Genomic DNA, 18,118 nt, shown 5'->3' with positions numbered 1-18,118 from the left:
ATAACCACTGACAATATATGCTTATTTGTCCTCGCAACAGCTTGATGACCATAATAATTTACGCTATTAAAGGCTTATGATTTGCAATAATGCCATTGTTATCAGCATAAATGAACATACCAGAATTAAGCGTTAAATCGCCAAAGCTGATTTCAATATCTGTTTGACCTTCATCTCGGCGTGTTGACTTACGCGGAATGCAGCCCAATGCCATCACACCAATATCCATTTGTGCCATGTCATCGACATCACGGACGCAGCCATACACAATGACACCAGCCCAGCCATTATCTATCGCTGACTGTGCAATCATATCGCCGAGCAGCGCACAGCGCATCGAGCCACCACCATCGACGACCAATACTTTGCCTTCACCATTTTTATCTTTACCGTCACTATTCAATAACGCCTTTACACGGCTGTTATCTTCAAAGCATTTGACAGTTACAATCTCGCCACAGAATTTATCTTTGGCACCAAAGCTATAGAACGACTTGGCTTCGATATTTGGTAAGCAGACTTGTGATTCAGGGTTGGCATCCAATAGATCACAGGTGACAAAGTTCTCTTTGTTCATTGCTGTTGATTCTGACATAGTTATTTACTCCTTGTTAATGACTATCGGCTATTTTGTGGTCTTACGATGGTTAGTGTTGTTTTATTATTGATTGAATGCTTAGGCTATTACTTTTTAAAAAGCATGTTCATAAATTGTTTCAACCAAACGATATGATAGTGTTTTGGTTTACTTTTTGACACGAGTCATCGTCAGCATCCTTTTGTTTTCGATGATGTCAGTAATACTAGGCTTTGACTCAATACGGTATTCACTGTATTTGCGACGTTCGTACATATCATGAGCTGTCATTGCCATTGCAATTGCAACACGCTTGGCTGAAATAGGGTGCAGCGGTAATGACTCAGAGACTAAAGGTGAGATAATTTTAAAAGCTTTTTGAGTGATGCTTTCTATCGGTCGTCCTTTGTGCTTACCCAATAATAATGAAGGTCGAAAGATAGCCAAACGCTCAAACCCCAGTTCCATAATAGCTCGCTCAGTCTCTGCTTTTACTCTGTTATATAAAAACCGGCTATCAACATCAGCATTCATCGCAGATAATAGAAAAAAGTTTTTAACTCCTTTATTAACGCATAACTTGGCAAAATTCACATTATAGTCGTAGTCTACTTTTCGAAAAGCCTCATCACTGCCTGCTTGCTTCTTAGTTGTACCAAGACAACTAAATGCATCTGTTGTAGCATCTGCACCAACGCTTGCAAAAATGTCGGCTAAGTTATCAAAATCATTGACCTGATAGAATCTCATGCTAGCGTTTATATACCGCGGTGGACGTCTCGCAATGACTATTAATGTATCATAGAGTTCGCTAAGCTGTTTGACAAGATGCTGACCCACCAAGCCCGTTGCGCCAATTAAAATTGCTTTTCGCTGCATATCCTATCCATTTAATCATAGTCGTAAAATGTTATAAAAACTATTTATAACCGTCAAATCGTACCGTTTCGATATCATAGCGCAGTATCATAACTAAGTTACCCTATAACTGTCGCTACTATTCATGATTTATTGTAAGAGTTTTTAACAATGGTTCGACTATTCATCAGTTATTTATTTATATTTTAGACTTTATACGTATTAGCATAGCGTTACATACAACTTCTTTTCGCTTTGATGATCAAATATATTGTTCTAAGCGCAATAATTTGTTAAGATGTCCGGCTTTACACGTCATAGCTATTTAATTATTCCAAATAGCTATGACGCTTACGATGATTCATTAATATTAGAAAACCTGATATTGAACATCGACATCATGCTTGACGAGACGGCTGCTCGTCACCAATGATTGTTAAACCCATTATTGCAATCAACATTCATATTTTTATCTGTCTTTCATAAAGGAGATACGCGTGGCTAATACTGCACAAGCTCGTAAACGCGCCCGTCAAAACACCAAACGTCGCCAAAATTCAGCGTCACAACGCTCTATGGTTCGTACCTATCTAAAGCGTGTTGATGCGGCAATCGAATCTAAAGATTATGACGCAGCTACCGAAGCTTACAAGAAAGCGGTACCTGTCCTTGATCGCATGGCTGATAAAGGCATTATTCATAAGAATAAGTCTGCTCGTCGTAAAAGCCGTCTAAACAAAGCTATCAAAGCTCTACAAGCTTAAGATCAGTGGCGTTAACGCTGATCGTGAAAAGACCTTGTCCTAGTGGCAAGGTTTTTTTATATCTATCCGAAATATCATAGTCAAAAAAGCAATATAATCTTTAGCTTAATATTATGTCCATTTCACTTCTGGGGGCAACAATAGCTTGCTAGGATGAAAACCAGCGGCACGGTAGCTGTCCATTAACGTATTGATCGGGCGAACATAAACCTCACCTCGCCAAACGAAATAAGCATTAGCCTGCTCAAATGGTTTATCATCAAACCATAGAAACACGCCTTCCATCATTTTGGGCCAGTCGTTCCAATCAATCTCAATCACATCGAACATTACCGCCAAAAAAGCAGACAATAACGTATCATGACTCACTGCTAGCATTAAATGCCCATGCTGTGGCTGGTTTTGATAAAAAAGCGATAAGATATCAAGACCACCTTGATAGGCATTTTTTGTGCCTTCAAGATTCCCTTGCAAAAAACGATTGATAAAGTTGAGTACACCAATCTCTTTAAAGACTGCATTGGCGATCTCAGGCTCAGTAACCAAGCTACCTGGCTCAACCAGCAACGACTGGTGCGCAATATCGCGTTGTAACCCTGCTCCTTCTTGCATCAGTTGCGCGGTATCAACACAACGTCCAATAGGGCTTGAGATGCTGTCTACGTCGAGAGAATACGGCAGATGACCTGCTAACCAACGCCCCCAAGACTTCGCTAATATGCGCCCTCTAGGAGTAAGTGGCAGCTGGTAGCTGGCAAACCCGTTACCATCAGAGCGCTCACGTAAAGAGTGTCTGGTAAACAAGATCAAGCGCTTATTCTCAGGTAACAAGCTGACTGAGGAAATCATACTATCAGGCAAATGCGCGGGGGCAGGCGCACTCATCTTAAGAGATTTTTGAGCATTGGCTTGCTCAGGAAGTGATGAATCAGAAAATTTACTCATGGCAGCTAGCGTAGCAGATTATTGGGTAGTAGTGAACGAAATATGAGCCAACTAGCCATAAAAGTGTCGCTAACAAGCTGTCATAATCGTTACATCATATAGAGATAGGACATCAAATAGTCATGTCTTACAATTATCATTATGGAGCCAGTATTGAACCAATCACACGATTCAAGGCATGCTAATCGATATCTACTACTCTGTCCCATGCAAACTCAATCGGAGTACTGCTCACTTCATTAGGATAAGCTCGAGGATTGACAATTACACGAGTATTACCAATACGATAATCAAATGCCTCGTGAGTGTGGCCATGTACCCACAGGGTTGGCGCCCAATCCTTATGCATCCAGTTGGATAAATCACTAACAAAGGCGGCGTTACTCGGCAGCGTAGCATACTTTTCAGAGACTGATAAGGCGCTGATACTATGATGGGTCATTACGATTGTTTTTTTGCCTAACTGCTGTGCATCAATTAATGCTCGCTTTAACCACTGGCGCTGCTGGGCGTGCAGCCCGATAGACACTTCAGGCGAAAATAGCGCATCACCTGCATATATCTGCTTATAATCACGCATAAAACGTTTGGCAACTACTAGCGTATCTTCATTGGCTTGATATTGATAATCTGTCCACAACGTACACCCTAAAATGCGTACCTCACCAATATCGAGGTGCTGACACTGTAATACGCGAACGCCTAGCTGCGACTCGACATTATAGTTATCCCAAGTAGCCAATTTTTTATCAAAATGCAGCACGTCTTCGTTGAAGTACTCATGATTGCCTGCGATAGTAACAAGAGGCACCTGCAGACGCGCTGCTTGCTCCTGTAACCATGGCATACCACTATCGCTATTGGCAGTATCTCCCGCTACTAATACCACGTCAGCGTCAGTTTTGGGGATGTGCCCTATAGGATGCGACTGACGTGCATAACTGTCAATATGTAAGTCACTTAAAATCTGTAATTTCATAACATCCAATATTATCTAACGACATCAATTGTGAAAAATAACGAATAATTACTATACTTAGTAATCGTTCAGCTTCAAGTAGGTTTGACACTGCTAAGCCAAATTTTGCGACTGATATACATATAAAGTTAACTAGTGTAGCACCTCTTATCCGACCTACAAAAAGGGAAAGACAGCTGTTTAAGCTGCCTTTCTTATAATACTATAAACATTAGATGCTATTGAGTATCGTCTGTAATTTAGCAGTAGGATCCACAGCCTGCGTGATAGAACGTCCTATTACGAGATAATCAGCGCCATCATTCAACGCTTGCTTTGGTGTACAGATACGTTTTTGATCATCTGCATTATCCTCGGCTAAACGGATACCGGGAGTTACAAGTTTGAAGTCTTGGCCACATAATGCTTTAAGGGTTTTGGCTTCTTGCGCTGAACAGACTACGCCGTCCAGACCAGCTTGCTTGGTTAACTGCGCTAAGCGACTAACTTGCGCATCCAAGCCGTCATTGATACCCGTTTGTGTCAATGCTTGCTCGTCCATAGAGGTCAAAACTGTGACCGCGATCAGCAAGGTATCTAAGTCATTGTCTAATAAGCGCTGTTTAGCCAATGCCATGGCCTCTAAGCCTGCGCTAGCGTGAACATTGATCATCCATATGCCAAGCTCAGCTGCTGCCAATACTGCCTGTGCAGTGGTATTTGGAATATCGTGAAACTTCAGGTCTAAAAACACTTCAAATTGTCGCTGATGTAGCGCTTTTACAATATCAGGTCCACAACGAGTGAACAGCTCCTTGCCTACTTTTAAACGACATAGCGCTGGATCTAGTTGGTCAGCCAACTCTATTGATGCCTCCATCGTCATATTGTCTAAAGCGATAATGACTGGAGAATTAATTACATTATTCATGGTGCTGCCATATCAATATTGAGTTTATTAAGCGTTATATATATAGGTGAATCATTGATTAACCATTACATAATTTAGTCCCGCTTTTGCTTGGTAAGCGTAGCATTCTCATCTACATCGATCGCTGCTGTATCATGTGTGTTAGTCGCTGTCGAACCATAAACAACTTCTTCAACTGTCGGCGCATTCGCTTGACGATCAATAACGACGTTGGCCTGAGTTATTTGTTCTTGCAAATTAGCATTTAACTTTTGCAAACGCGATATTTCCCATTTATTCTGTAATACACGGAAAATTAACAATGCTAATAGTATACCAATCACAATACCAAGTATCAGACAAAGTATAAGTAATAGTCCTAGATTCATCGTAGGAGCTTGCAAGAACAGTAGGTTCACGCCAATATCGGTATTATTGGCTATCACCAAACCAAGCGCATAAGCAAAACTTAAAAATAATAAAACGAACAGTATAAAGCGCATGATATGCATACCTCGGCAAAAATGTACGAAAACACCTGCTTATTAATATCTAATAAAGGTAAAATAAGTAAATTGAATAACTAATTAGTCATGATAAATCATAAGCACCCATTACTTTATACTTGTTCTGTTAATCATCATCCTTTATCAGCTATGAGGCTACTTTGTCGTTGACCGCTTCACGCAGTGCTTTACCTGGTTTAAAATGAGGAATGGCTTTAGCAGGTACTGGTACGCTCTCTCCAGTCTTTGGATTTCGACCCATGCGAGCACGTCGGTGATGCAAACAAAAACTACCAAACCCTCGGACCTCAACACGGCCATCATTAGCTAAAGTATCTACCATCAAGTTTAATATTTCCCGTACAGCATCATCAACAACCATCTCAGTCATGGTGTCACAGCTCACACTCAAATTACTAATAAAGTCGGATTTATTAATCGCTTGTTGCATCGTTACAGTTGCCCTATTAATTTATAGTCGTCATCTCGGTTGTTTATATAGACAGGTAAATAATTACTTACCCTACTATTAGACCAAGAATGAGATATCATTGTTCAATTATTACTAACAATTGGTTAAAACATCATTTAAACCAATATTTTAGCTAAAATTACTATCAAAATCACAAAGTATTTTTGAATCGATATTATGAATAAAACTAAAACATAAATAGTCCTCGTTTTAAATTATACGTCATCCAAAAGATCTATTAGTAGTTTACATTTCGTTACTCATAGTTGCAAATAATAGCTGAAATTACTGGCAATAGAAATAAAAAATAAACATTTCTGTACGTCGAATATATTTATATATTATTTTTTTGGACAAAAACTAAATAAAAAAAAGCGACCGAAGTCGCTTTTTCCATACTATGAATACATTAGTAGCTTAAAGCTTACTGCATCTGTTCTTTGATCAAATCACCAATTGTTTTTGGTTGTGCATCAGAACCTGGAGCAGCAGTTGTATTAGTGCTACCTAGATCTTTAATCGCTTGACGCTCTTCAGCTTCGTCTTTCGCTTTGATAGACAAGTTGATGTTACGAGTCTTACGATCTACACTGATGATTTTCGCTTCAACGTCATCACCAACGCTTAAATGCTTAGTTGCATCTTCAACGCGATCACGTTGGATTTCAGAAGCGCGTAGATAAGCTTCAACTTCGTCAGCAAGTTCAATAGTAGCGCCCTTAGCGTCTACTTCTTTCACTTTACCATTGACGATAGCACCACGGTCGTTACTAACTAAGTACTCGTTGAATGGATCTGAGCTTAACTGCTTCACGCCTAGACTGATACGGTTTGCTTCTGCATCTACAGACAATACCATTGCTTCTACGGTGTCACCTTTGTTGTAGTTACGGATAGCTTCTTCACCAGTCTCATTCCAAGAGATATCAGATAAGTGAACAAGACCGTCAATACCACCGTCTAGACCGATAAAGATACCAAAGTCAGTGATTGACTTGATAGTACCAGTGATTTTATCACCACGCTCATGTTTCTTATCAAACTCTTCCCAGGGATTTGCTAGGGTTTGCTTGATACCTAAGCTAATACGACGACGCTCTTCATCAATATCGAGAATCATCACATCAATCTCATCGCCTACTTGAACGACTTTTGATGGGTGAATGTTTTTGTTAGTGTGATCCATTTCTGATACGTGTACCAAACCTTCGATACCTTCAGAAATTTCAGCGAAGCAACCATAATCTGTCAAGTTAGTTACGCGTGCTTTAACCACACTACCGACTGGGTAAGTGCCGCCAACGTTATCCCAAGGATCAGTACCAAGCTGTTTTAGACCTAGGCTAACACGGTTACGCTCACGGTCAAACTTCAATACTTTAACCTTTAGGTCTTGGCCAACTTCAACAACTTCAGATGGATGCTTGATACGGCGCCATGCCATGTCAGTGATGTGCAATAGACCATCGATACCACCTAGATCAACGAACGCGCCGTAATCAGTAAGGTTCTTAACGATACCTTCGATCTCGATGCCTTCTTCAAGCTTGTTCAATAGCTCTTCGCGCTCAGCTGAGTTTTCAGCTTCCATAACTGCACGACGGCTAACCACAACGTTGTTACGCTTTTGGTCAAGTTTGATGACTTTGAATTCTAGCTCTTTGCCTTCAAGATGCGTTGTATCACGGATAGGACGTACATCTACCAATGAACCTGGTAAGAACGCGCGTACTGAACCGATATCTACAGTGAAACCGCCTTTAACTTTGCTTGAGATAATACCTTTAACGATTTCATCGTTATCAGCGATTTTTTCAAGGAAATTCCAAGTTTCAACACGTTTAGCTTTCTCACGTGACAGCAAGGTTTGACCCATGCCGTTATCAACCGCTTCAACTACGACATCAACGCTATCGCCAACTTCAACTTCAAGTTCGCCTTCTTCGCTTAAAAACTCTTCACGAGCGACGATACCTTCAGATTTAAGACCAGTATCTACTGTGATCCAATCGCTATCGATGGCCACAACAGCACCTGTAATAACCGAGCCACGCTCGATATCTAGGCCCTGCTCTTCAATGCTCGCTTCAAATAGTTCAGCAAATGATTCCATTATGTCTACCTTTGTATAGCCGTATCCTGTCCAGCACAGTACGGATCAAATTTATGATTGTATAGAACGAAATACTGGTTTTATATCCCATGCAATCATATAAAAAAACGTTTATTGGTAATAAGCTCCTAGCTAGTATTGCTTACTATCAACAACTGTCTTAGATAAAAATACTTATATCTCTTTAATCACTACTAATTTTGACTACTCTAATTTTATACTAAATTCAATCGTTATAGGGAAGTTTTTGGTTCGTAATATGTTGTTTTTATTAACTATTAAAATAAATACCTTTATCTTGGCATTGCTTTTTGACTAGCTCGTAAACTGTATCGGCATCTAACATTGAGCTATCTAATACTAATGCATCTTTAGCAGGTTTCGAAGGTGCTGTGGTTCGGTTCTCGTCACGTTCATCACGGGCTTTGATTGTATTCAAAATGGCTTCAAAATCTGCTGCTTGACCCGTATTTATCAATTGAGTCACACGTCGCTCTGCACGCGCTTCAGCACTGGCAGTCAAAAACACCTTAACATCAGCATCTGGAAAAACGACCGTACCCATGTCGCGACCATCAGCAACTAAACCTGAACGAGTAGCCATATTTTGTTGCAGCTTAAGCAATGCTTGACGAACTTTAGGAAATACAGCTATCTGCGAGGCATAACCTCCAACGGTTTCGTTACGGACTTGCTCACCGACTGCTTCATCGTTAACCAAAATATCGACCCGTCCTGACTCATTATTCGGCACAAAAACAATATCTAAACCTTGGGTCAATTGCAGTAGCTCTATCTCATCAATAGGTCGTTTGGCGTCTGCACTGATTAATCCAGCTTCAAATGCTTTTAGTCCTACAATACGATATAACGCGCCTGAATCTAATAATTGATAATCAAGAGTCTGTGCTAAACGCCATGTAACCGTACCCTTACCTGCACCACTTGGCCCATCGATACAAATGACAGGATAACGCTTAAAACTCGTTGTGCCACTATCCTCACTATTAAGTAAAGAGTCATCAGGTGTAGAGACAGTCATAACACTCACTTAATCACAGATATCATGGAGACAATGCTTCATGTACTTACTTGATATTAAAGTTTATTTATCAAATGCTTAATAAACCAATTATTTGGTTAGCAATCAAATAGGGCGATATTATAGCAAACAAACAACGTTATCACTAGTATCAAGACTGGTATCTTATCTATTAGTCATATTATTTACTAAAAACACTATCTTTATGCTTTTTCATATTTTTTCGACGTTCACGAAAAAAGCTTTTAAGTATCTGACTGCTATGTACGTCACACAAACCATTATATGTTTCTATATTATGGTTATAAAAGCTCTGTATAGGTAGATTCATCTGACTACCGACCATACCAGCGCGTGGCTCACTTGCAGCATATATCAGCCTATCGACCCGTGCGTGTATCAGTGCCCCAACACACATTGTGCAAGGTTCTAGAGTCACATATAAAGTAGTCTCAAGTGGTAAACGATAATTTTTCAAGCGCGTACAAGCGTCTCTTAATGCGACAATTTCAGCATGCGCTGTCGCATCATGGCGTCCAATAGGCTCATTAAACCCTTGACCAATAATTTGATGATCATGTACCAATATCGCCCCTACTGGCACCTCTCCGCTCTCGGCACCTTGCCGAGCGAGCGTTAAAGCTTTTTGCATCCATTTAACGTCTTGGGTTGACCAAAACGTACTGTCTTGAATGTTTAAGGATTGATATGGCATTAATTTTATATTTCGTGTGTTTTGCATTTATTGTGGTAATTGCCAGTCAATTGGCGTTTTCCCATATTGCTTTAGATAGTCATTGGTCTTAGAAAACGGCTTAGAACCAAAAAAACCGCCACGATTGGCAGCAAGTGGGGATGGATGAACAGCGGTTAAGATAAGATGCTTGTCAGTATTGATATACTTACCTTTCTTCTGGGCTTTACTGCCCCACAATATAAATACTGTGTGTTCTGTTTGTTCATTAACTACGTCAATAACAGCATCGGTAAACTGCTCCCAACCTTTATTTTGATGGCTGTTTGGTTCACCTTCTTTGACCGTTAAAGAGCTATTTAATAACAGTACCCCTTGTTGTGCCCAATAGGTCAAATCACCGTGTGCAGGGGGTTTGGTACCAATATCATCAGCCATTTCTTTAAGCAAGTTATTCAATGAAGGAGGCTTTGGAATCGCTTTAGGTACAGAAAATGATAATCCCATTGCCTGCCCTGGACGATGGTAAGGGTCTTGACCCAAGATAACGACTTTCACTTGTGACAAGGGCGTCAGATTAAAGGCATTAAACATCAGTTGCGCTGGCGGGTAAATGCTATCGTTTGACTGGTAAGATTCTTTTAAAAAAGCCCGTAGATTGTCCATATTCTCAGAGGTTAATTCATCTGCTAATGCTGTTTTCCAGTCCTCGGGCAAACGTACGTTGTCTAAAATCGCCTGTTTTTGTTCTGGGGTTTTTGTTGTCTGCTCATGGAACAACTCCATAATAAGTCCTTTACTATTTATTATTAATTAGTTTAAAAAGTATACCACTTATCATATTAGCAAAATGTTATGCCAACTTTGTTATAAAGTATAGCAATATCATAAAAAAAACGGCTACCGAAGTAACCGTTTTTGTTCAAAGAGTGACATGATTAGCTTGCTAATGACTCAGAGTCTGAATGGGGTTCATGGGTTTCAACCACAGTCAAAACAATGCGGCTATCTGCTGAACCTTTATCACTTTGCATACTAGTACTTGACGTAGTCTCATCTTTATTAAGTGAAACATGCCCAGAAGCATTATCCGACTCATCATTATGTTCTGGCTCTAAAGATATGTGCACTACTCCGCCATTCACTAAATCTCCGAATAAGATCATATTTGCTAATGGCTTTTTGATCTCATCTTGTATCAACCGCTGCATAGGACGCGCACCCATTAGACGATCGTAACCTTTGTCAGCCAGATAATCTCGTACTTCATCATCAATCTCTAAAGTAACCTGTTTATCATCAAGTTGCACTTGTAGCTCTACCAAGAACTTATCGACAACTGAGATGACTACTGAAGTATCCAATGGATTGAATTGAATAATCGCATCTAAACGGTTACGGAATTCAGGCGTAAAGACTCTTTTTAGCGCCTCAGTATTGTCACGACTATGATCTTGCTGAGTAAAGCCCATCGATGAGCGGCTGATACTATCTGCCCCCACATTGGTCGTCATGATGATAATAACTTGTTTAAAGCTAGCCACACGGCCATTATTATCAGTCAATGTGCCATGATCCATAACTTGTAAGAGTAAGTTAAAAACATCAGGATGCGCTTTTTCAATCTCATCAAACAACAATACACAATGCGGATGCTGATTGATTTTTTCAGTAAGCAGACCGCCTTGATCATAACCGACATAACCTGGCGGCGCCCCTATCAGACGTGAGGCTGTATGCGCCTCCATATACTCTGACATATCAAAGCGTACTAACTCTACACCTAATAGACTTGCTAACTGGCGTGATACTTCTGTCTTACCAACCCCTGTAGGCCCTGCAAACATAAATGAACCAATCGGTTTTTCTGGTGCTTTTAGTCCTGCTCGCGACAGCTTAATGGCATCAGCAAGCGTAGCAATAGCCTCATCTTGTCCAAACACTAAATGCTTGAGATCACGATCTAAATGCTCAAGAATACTCTTATCATCACTGGAAACTGACTTGGGTGGAATACGTGCAAGCTTAGCAATAATAGCTTCAATATCAGCGACATCAATTTTTATCGATGGCTTTTGATTATTGATCGTCTGCAAGTCATCTATAGTCTTCGACTGATCATCTGCCTTAGCAGTTGCCGCTTCATCTTGCATCTCGTTATCAATATCAGATTTTCCTGTATTGATCCCGTCGTAGTCTTTTTTGCTGACATCTTTTTCTAGATCTGCAATCAGACTGTTTTCTGCGTTGATATCATCTGTATCAGGAATAATTCCTAAACGCTTATATGCACCAGCTTCATCGATAACATCAATTGCCTTATCTGGTAAAAAACGCTCATGAATATGCTTAGAAGATAGCTCTACAGCTGTCACTAACGCTTCGTCAGTATACTCAACATTGTGAAACTCTTCATAACGTGGTTTAAGACCGCGTAAAATATCAATGCTATCTTCCACACTTGGCTCTTTTACATCGATCTTTTGGAAACGGCGCGATAAGGCATGATCTTTTTCGAACACTTGACGATATTCAGTAAAGGTAGTCGAGCCAACACAACGTAACTCACCATTTGCCAATGCTGGTTTGATCAAGTTTGACACATCCATATTGCTACTCATTGACGAACCTGCGCCAATAATCATATGAATCTCGTCAATAAATAAAATCGCATTGGGTTTTTTCTTAAGAGCATCAAGTAGTGACTTCATACGTTTTTCAAAATCACCGCGATACTTAGTACCTGCTATCAACGCGCCAATATCAAGACTATAGATTACACAGCCATTTAACGGTTTTGGGGCTTTATCATTGATAATCAGCCATGCTAAACCTTCAGCAATAGAAGTTTTACCAACGCCTGGCTCACCAACCAATAACGGATTATTTTTGCGACGACGACACAGCACTTGTGCAGTACGCTCAATCTCAGGACCGCGACCTATCAATGGGTCGGTTTTACCTTCTGCAGCACGCTGATTCAGATTACTTGCAAACTCTACCAATGGGTCTTTACTGGTTTTTTCTGAGGCGCTACGGCGTTCTCCACTAATAGAAGCACGCGGTTCAGACGGCTCATCCTTATCTTGTCCATGCGATAGATATTGAGTAAGCTCTAAGCGGCTAATTCCTTGCTTTTTGAGCAAATAGACCGCATATGTATCATGCTCAGAGAACATAGATACCAAAATATCTGAGCCTTCAACCAACCGACCACCACCGATTGATTGCACATGGAAAATAGCACGCTGCAAAATACGATCAAAGCTTTGAGTAGGCTGTGGTGATTGCTCCATGTCCACATCTATCGTTGGCGTATGCTTATCAATATAAGCTTCAAGCTCCGTACATAGATTTGAGACATTGGCATTGCAAGCAGTTAAGGTATTAGCAGCATGAGTATTCTCAAGAAGCGCTAATAACAGATGTTCAACAGTGAGATACTCATGCGACTTTTGGCGCGCAAGCGTCATTGCTAAACGCAAAGAGACTTCAAGATGACGACTTAACATAAGAAATTCCTACGGTTATACAACTCTTTATAATAATTTAATAGCTTAACTGGTAAATCAGGGCAGCAAAAGGATTGTTCAAGGTCAAAACACAACGGTTATTAAAAGGTAACGGCTACGATACGATTATGAACGTATTCAGCTTCGCTCTTACTCACCTTTATCACAACACGATCGTTATATATAGTCAATCTATTAACACGTACTAAAATGTATCAAAGAGTATGGTTGCTACAGGTCATTAAATTCAGAAAAACACTGCTTCCCTATATAATCCTATCGTTCTGAATGAAAGCACGTTACAAGTTGATTTCGGTAAAAGGCATATTTAATTTAAGCTTAAGGTTTTATGTAAAAACTAGCAGACAAAAAAATCTCAGTACTTTAAAGAACTAAGCCAATATGTGAATGGATTATGATAACTATAAGTGATGTAAAATGATGTATTTAAATAAAGCGATGATTTTTAGAGTTAATACTTATATAAGGTTATGTTTGACTAAAATCAAGATAAAGATAAAGAGAAGTAAATTGGGTATGGAGGTAGGTGCAATATTGGCCGATAAGCCAGTCTATAAGTGAATAGGACGGATTACCCTATTCACCTTGATGGGGTTCAATCTGAGTCAGTAATGGGTAGCCCTCACGATGAGCCAGACTATTTACCTTCTTAGCTTTAGTTTCAGCGATATCTTTAGGATAAATCCCAGCAATACCCTTACTACTGTTATGAATAGTCAGCATAATTTCAACTGCTGAGTCGATATTATGGCGAAACTCTGACTGCAAAATGTACACGACAAACTCCATTGGCGTATAGTTGTCGTTATACATAACCACAGCATACATAGGTGGCTTTGCTACTTCAGGTTCTGCAACTAACACATCCGCCTGAGGCGTTGTTTCGTTGTCTGTGTCATCATCTTGAGCACGATGAACAGCCGGCATATTAGGAAAATGCCAGTCAGCTACCGTAGGTTTAGAATATGCTATTACTTGTTTTATGGTCATAATAATAATAGTTTCAATAAAAATTTGATAAAAAATAAATAGTAAATTAATAACTTTTTAAAACAGTATTAATTGATATAAGTTCTGTGTATAGCCTGTTCAAAATTATGATGACGTGGTAAAAACCATCATATTCACGGTATTTATGGCTCAATAGGACTTTGATCAACCTCTGGTAGGTCCATTAATGATAAAGGCATACTATCTACCATATCACCAAGCTTCCAGTCATATAGTTGTTCGACTTGTTCGTCGCCTGCTTCTAAACTAAGCTTAACTTGTAAAGGTTTGAACCCACTAGGCATCACAAATCGACCACGAATACGAACGATGCCCTCAATAACATAACGAGCAGGGTCTAATGGAACTTCTACAAAGTCATCTTTGTTCTGTAGCGTTAACGTCACCTGTAAGCTTTTAGCAAGGCCATCCTCGCTAAGCATCCCTACATCAAAACCATACTCAAAAGCATTTTCGGGTAATGGCTCAATCTTAGCACCCAATACCTGTAATGGCATACCTCCTTGTTCAGCGATAACCTCTGCGTACAAATCGTTCAACTGTGAGATTTGTCTGTTATCAGTCTTCAAGGCTGCCTGCTTTTGCCGCAGATCATCCAAATTTGCCAAACTGATGGTCAGCTCTTGCTTGGCTGTGGCTACTTGATTGGTCAGCACCTTATGACTAATGCGTAAGTCTTTGAGCTCATTAGTAGCTTCTTTACTATTGATCGTAGCCTGCTCAGTTTCTGTCTTTAGCGCATAATAACCACGTTGATAGCCAAGCTTATGCCCAAGTAATATGGCTATTATCGCCGTCACCAGTATCGCTACCACAAATAACGCTAGCAGCCATGTCGATGCACCTCGTTGACTATTGCCAATACGCTGATTATATTTTATACGATAATCCCTATTTGATAATGGCTGCAACGACGCATTAGTTGCAGGCTGACGATGTACAAATGCAGACGCGTGACACACTGGTTGAGCTGGCTGATAGCGCAAGCGGGAGGCATTCTTAACACGCATCTGAATAAGATCTCTTAATAGTAAAGGCGAGATATTATAACGGAATTTAAAGTCAATACCTAGCATGGCGCTGTAAGTGTAATGACTTAATAGTAAAGCTTCTGTGATAAGTCAGCACTACATTCTATATAGGCATCTCTTCTACTTAGCAAGCATTAGGGTACAATTGGGGCCAGATTCAACCCTAATGTTTCATCAAGCGCGAACATTACATTCATATTTTGCACTGCTTGTCCTGCCGCCCCTTTGACAAGATTGTCTTGTACTACCAAGACGGTCAACTCGCCACGTTCATTATTTTGTTCTATTGCGATACGCAAACGATTACTCGCACGTACACTACGTGTATCAGGATAGATACCATGTGGCAGGACATCAATGAATGGTTCATTTACATAGCTGGTTTCAAACTCCTGCTGCCAGTCGATACCAGTGCCTGCCTCTGTGAGCGCCATATGAATAGAGCTAAACATACCGCGAATCATAGGTACTAAATGTGGTAAAAAACGTACCTGCTGTGAGTATTGACTGTCTAATAGCTGCTCAATACCCTGCTCAATCTCAGGTAAATGACGATGGCCACCGATGCCATAAGCTTTAAAATTATCCGTCGTTTCAGCATAATTAAGCGCAAGACTCGCTTGACGGCCCGCACCAGAGACGCCAGACTTGGCATCAATAACGATACGCGACTCAATCAAACGCGCTGCTTGTTTATTTTGCCTATCAATAATTGGTTTCAAACCTAGAATAGCCGTAGTTGGATAACAACCAGGATTACCTACAATAGAAGCTTCTGCAAGCTTGTCACGGTTTAGCTCAGGGAGCCCATATACTGCTGTTTTTAGTAGCTCAGGACAAGCATGCGTCTGCTGATACCAGTGTTCAAAATCTGCCAATGACTGTAAGCGAAAATCAGCCGCCAAATCGATTACCTTCACGCCTGCTTGAGTCAATGCTGCGGCTTGTTTCATAGCGACTCCGTGCGGCGTAGCAAAAAATACCACATCGCATTTTTGTAAAGCAGATAGCGTCTCATCGCCCAAATCACTAAAGACTAAGTCTGATATGCCACGTAAGCTTGGGAATATCTCATCAGCGCGCGTCCCAGCTTCACTTCTTGAAGTCAATAGATCAATAGACACCTTAGGATGTGCTGATAATAAGCGAATAAGCTCAATGCCTGTATAACCGGTACCACCGACAATAGCTGCTGAAATCATAAGGTGTCCTTTTACTTAATAGTCGTTAAATGCACTGCATACATTTGTAAATTATTTATCTAACAATACTGGCGCTTGGTTAAAACTTGCGTTATTTACTACTCAAATATATCAATGCTTAAATCTGATAATCATGTACAGCATCGATAAACACTTTTGCCCGATCTGGGTTGACCCACTGAGTAATACCATGTCCAAGGTTTGCTACGTAGCCTGTTTTATCTCCACTAGCATAAGCACCATCAAGCATCATTTTTACTTCTGCCTGAATAGTTTCTGGTGAACCATATAAAGTAGCTGGATCCAAGTTACCTTGAATTGCTTTACTACCTTGGAGCTTTTTATGCTTCTTAGTAAGATGACGCTGGCTTTCAGTTAAAACTTGACGCGCGCGATCGAGCGGCATCGTCCAATCCAATCCTAAGGCATCAGCTTCACTATCAGCTTGAATATTAAGCCAGAGACCACCGCCTTTAGTGAATAAAATCACGGGAATGTTGGGATGGCGTATTTTGAGCTCTGCCACAATGCGCTTGTTATATTGATGAGAAAAATCAATAAACTGACGATGACCAAGCGCTCCGCCCCAGCTGTCGAATATCTGTAAAATTTGCGCTCCAGCTACAACTTGCGCATCTAAATAGTCAATCACAGAAACTGCTAACTTGTCTAATAACTGATGTAAAAAGTCAGGATTGCTGTATAAAAACCCTTTTGTATAGCGATAATCTTTTGAGCTGCCACCTTCAATCATATAAGTAGCAAGCGTCCATGGGCTACCAGAAAAACCAAATAATGGCACTTGTCCGTTCAAGGCTTTACGAATGCTCGTCACAGCGCGCATAACATAATCAAGAGAGTCGTTGACATCAAGCTTTGGCAATCTATCAAGATCTGCTTGATTACGAATAGGATGTTTAAATTTTGGCCCTTCTCCAGTCTCAAAATATAAGCCCAAACCCATTGCATCTGGAATGGTTAGGATATCACTAAACAAAATAGCAGCGTCCAAATCATAACGGCGCAGCGGTTGCAAGGTGACTTCCGTCGCTCGGTCAGTATCTCTGCACAAGCTCATAAAATCTCCAGCTTCTGCACGCGTTGACTTATACTCTGGTAGGTAACGTCCAGCTTGACGCATCATCCAAACAGGTGTGGTATCAATAGGCTCAAAACGCAGTGCCCGTATTAGCCTATCATTTTTTAGAGGGGCAAATTCTTGTTGGGCTGTATTCGTATTATTTAAGGCACTCATGCATAAGTCTCCAAAAGAGTACAATATTCGTTATTGTAATTATCATGGTTAAAAATAAAAAATTAAGAAGTGTCTATTAGCTAACAACTAATTATAGTTTGGTCAAAGCGTATATATATAGATTGAAACATACATATAGTTAATGCCATAAAGAAAGAATCTATTATGGCATTAGTTTTAAGAAATTAATGATACTTACGACTACTTATTTGAGTAATATTAACCAATAGTCAGTACTATTCATAGA

Annotated in this window: 17 protein-coding genes; 1 reads left to right on the top strand and 16 read right to left on the bottom strand. The window is 40.2% G+C overall.

From position 1 onward, the window contains the following. Positions 1–58 precede the first annotated feature (58 nt). Both rraA and BTV98_RS03380 read right to left on the bottom strand, forming a co-directional pair. The gene (rraA, locus tag BTV98_RS03385) at positions 59–577 is read right to left on the bottom strand and encodes a ribonuclease E activity regulator RraA (RefSeq protein ID WP_075102997.1); all 519 of its coding nucleotides are present in this window, start codon (positions 575–577) and stop codon (positions 59–61) included. Positions 578–745: 168 nt separating this feature from the next. Further along, positions 746–1,456, bottom strand: coding sequence for an NAD-dependent epimerase/dehydratase family protein (locus BTV98_RS03380; protein ID WP_058369081.1), 711 nt, complete (start codon positions 1,454–1,456; stop codon positions 746–748). Positions 1,457–1,932: 476 nt separating this feature from the next. On the opposite strand from BTV98_RS03380, the gene rpsT reads away from it, so the two are divergent. After that, positions 1,933–2,199 carry a 30S ribosomal protein S20 gene (gene rpsT / locus BTV98_RS03375; RefSeq protein ID WP_058369082.1) on the top strand — a complete coding sequence of 89 codons (267 nt, stop codon included), beginning with the start codon at positions 1,933–1,935 and terminating at the stop codon, positions 2,197–2,199. Positions 2,200–2,310: 111 nt separating this feature from the next. On the opposite strand, the gene BTV98_RS03370 is transcribed toward rpsT, so the two are convergent. From BTV98_RS03370 to hemE, 14 genes are all read right to left on the bottom strand, one after another. Next, positions 2,311–3,084, bottom strand: coding sequence for a histidine phosphatase family protein (locus tag BTV98_RS03370; RefSeq protein ID WP_143505634.1), 774 nt, complete (start codon positions 3,082–3,084; stop codon positions 2,311–2,313). 241 nt (positions 3,085–3,325) lie between these two features. Beyond that, positions 3,326–4,123 carry a metallophosphoesterase gene (locus tag BTV98_RS03365; protein WP_075102887.1) on the bottom strand — a complete coding sequence of 266 codons (798 nt, stop codon included), beginning with the start codon at positions 4,121–4,123 and terminating at the stop codon, positions 3,326–3,328. 211 nt (positions 4,124–4,334) lie between these two features. After that, on the bottom strand, positions 4,335–5,033 hold the full coding sequence (pyrF, locus tag BTV98_RS03360; RefSeq protein ID WP_075102886.1) for an orotidine-5'-phosphate decarboxylase: 699 nt from the start codon (positions 5,031–5,033) through the stop codon (positions 4,335–4,337). A 74-nt stretch (positions 5,034–5,107) separates the two neighbouring features. Beyond that, positions 5,108–5,515, bottom strand: a complete 408-nt coding sequence (locus tag BTV98_RS03355; protein ID WP_075102885.1) for a lipopolysaccharide assembly protein LapA domain-containing protein — start codon at positions 5,513–5,515, stop codon at positions 5,108–5,110. 151 nt (positions 5,516–5,666) lie between these two features. Next, complete coding sequence (locus tag BTV98_RS03350; RefSeq protein WP_068036291.1) at positions 5,667–5,969, bottom strand: integration host factor subunit beta; 303 nt, start codon at positions 5,967–5,969, stop codon at positions 5,667–5,669. A 445-nt stretch (positions 5,970–6,414) separates the two neighbouring features. Then, complete coding sequence (gene rpsA, locus BTV98_RS03345; RefSeq protein ID WP_058368109.1) at positions 6,415–8,103, bottom strand: 30S ribosomal protein S1; 1,689 nt, start codon at positions 8,101–8,103, stop codon at positions 6,415–6,417. Between the two features lie 271 nt (positions 8,104–8,374). After that, complete coding sequence (gene cmk / locus BTV98_RS03340; protein ID WP_058368110.1) at positions 8,375–9,145, bottom strand: (d)CMP kinase; 771 nt, start codon at positions 9,143–9,145, stop codon at positions 8,375–8,377. Positions 9,146–9,326: 181 nt separating this feature from the next. Beyond that, positions 9,327–9,860 carry a tRNA adenosine(34) deaminase TadA gene (tadA, locus tag BTV98_RS03335; protein WP_058368129.1) on the bottom strand — a complete coding sequence of 178 codons (534 nt, stop codon included), beginning with the start codon at positions 9,858–9,860 and terminating at the stop codon, positions 9,327–9,329. 27 nt (positions 9,861–9,887) lie between these two features. Continuing rightward, complete coding sequence (locus BTV98_RS03330; RefSeq protein ID WP_075102883.1) at positions 9,888–10,625, bottom strand: uracil-DNA glycosylase; 738 nt, start codon at positions 10,623–10,625, stop codon at positions 9,888–9,890. 152 nt (positions 10,626–10,777) lie between these two features. Beyond that, positions 10,778–13,351, bottom strand: coding sequence for an ATP-dependent Clp protease ATP-binding subunit ClpA (gene clpA / locus BTV98_RS03325; protein WP_058368112.1), 2,574 nt, complete (start codon positions 13,349–13,351; stop codon positions 10,778–10,780). Between the two features lie 597 nt (positions 13,352–13,948). After that, positions 13,949–14,362 (bottom strand): ATP-dependent Clp protease adaptor ClpS, encoded by a 414-nt coding sequence (locus BTV98_RS03320; RefSeq protein ID WP_058368113.1) that lies wholly within the window; start codon positions 14,360–14,362, stop codon positions 13,949–13,951. Positions 14,363–14,505: 143 nt separating this feature from the next. Then, on the bottom strand, positions 14,506–15,393 hold the full coding sequence (locus BTV98_RS03315) for a hypothetical protein (protein WP_058368114.1): 888 nt from the start codon (positions 15,391–15,393) through the stop codon (positions 14,506–14,508). 155 nt (positions 15,394–15,548) lie between these two features. Beyond that, a complete protein-coding gene (gene argC, locus BTV98_RS03310; RefSeq protein WP_058368115.1) occupies positions 15,549–16,616 on the bottom strand; it encodes an N-acetyl-gamma-glutamyl-phosphate reductase in 1,068 nt (355 codons plus the stop codon). Positions 16,617–16,734: 118 nt separating this feature from the next. Continuing rightward, a complete protein-coding gene (gene hemE, locus BTV98_RS03305; RefSeq protein ID WP_058368116.1) occupies positions 16,735–17,871 on the bottom strand; it encodes a uroporphyrinogen decarboxylase in 1,137 nt (378 codons plus the stop codon). Between the last annotated feature and the right edge of the window lie 247 nt (positions 17,872–18,118).

The sequence above is a fragment of the Psychrobacter sp. Cmf 22.2 genome (assembly GCF_001921745.1).
GTDB lineage: Bacteria > Pseudomonadota > Gammaproteobacteria > Pseudomonadales > Moraxellaceae > Psychrobacter.
This window is presented reverse-complemented; position numbering and strand designations above follow the sequence as displayed.

Excerpts from the sequence above, each read along its gene's own strand:
- BTV98_RS03365 (WP_075102887.1), bottom strand. The coding sequence starts at position 4,123 with ATGAAATTACAGATTTTAAGTGACTTACATATTGACAGTTATGCACGT.
- argC (WP_058368115.1), bottom strand. The coding sequence starts at position 16,616 with ATGATTTCAGCAGCTATTGTCGGTGGTACCGGTTATACAGGCATTGAG.
- BTV98_RS03350 (WP_068036291.1), bottom strand. The coding sequence starts at position 5,969 with ATGCAACAAGCGATTAATAAATCCGACTTTATTAGTAATTTGAGTGTG.
- BTV98_RS03320 (WP_058368113.1), bottom strand. The coding sequence starts at position 14,362 with ATGACCATAAAACAAGTAATAGCATATTCTAAACCTACGGTAGCTGAC.
- rpsA (WP_058368109.1), bottom strand. The coding sequence starts at position 8,103 with ATGGAATCATTTGCTGAACTATTTGAAGCGAGCATTGAAGAGCAGGGC.
- BTV98_RS03380 (WP_058369081.1), bottom strand. The coding sequence starts at position 1,456 with ATGCAGCGAAAAGCAATTTTAATTGGCGCAACGGGCTTGGTGGGTCAG.
- rraA (WP_075102997.1), bottom strand. The coding sequence starts at position 577 with ATGAACAAAGAGAACTTTGTCACCTGTGATCTATTGGATGCCAACCCT.
- clpA (WP_058368112.1), bottom strand. The coding sequence starts at position 13,351 with ATGTTAAGTCGTCATCTTGAAGTCTCTTTGCGTTTAGCAATGACGCTT.
- BTV98_RS03315 (WP_058368114.1), bottom strand. The coding sequence starts at position 15,393 with ATGCGTGTTAAGAATGCCTCCCGCTTGCGCTATCAGCCAGCTCAACCA.
- BTV98_RS03355 (WP_075102885.1), bottom strand. The coding sequence starts at position 5,515 with ATGCGCTTTATACTGTTCGTTTTATTATTTTTAAGTTTTGCTTATGCG.
- cmk (WP_058368110.1), bottom strand. The coding sequence starts at position 9,145 with ATGACTGTCTCTACACCTGATGACTCTTTACTTAATAGTGAGGATAGT.
- pyrF (WP_075102886.1), bottom strand. The coding sequence starts at position 5,033 with ATGAATAATGTAATTAATTCTCCAGTCATTATCGCTTTAGACAATATG.
- BTV98_RS03370 (WP_143505634.1), bottom strand. The coding sequence starts at position 3,084 with ATGAGTGCGCCTGCCCCCGCGCATTTGCCTGATAGTATGATTTCCTCA.
- hemE (WP_058368116.1), bottom strand. The coding sequence starts at position 17,871 with ATGAGTGCCTTAAATAATACGAATACAGCCCAACAAGAATTTGCCCCT.
- tadA (WP_058368129.1), bottom strand. The coding sequence starts at position 9,860 with ATGCCATATCAATCCTTAAACATTCAAGACAGTACGTTTTGGTCAACC.
- BTV98_RS03330 (WP_075102883.1), bottom strand. The coding sequence starts at position 10,625 with ATGGAGTTGTTCCATGAGCAGACAACAAAAACCCCAGAACAAAAACAG.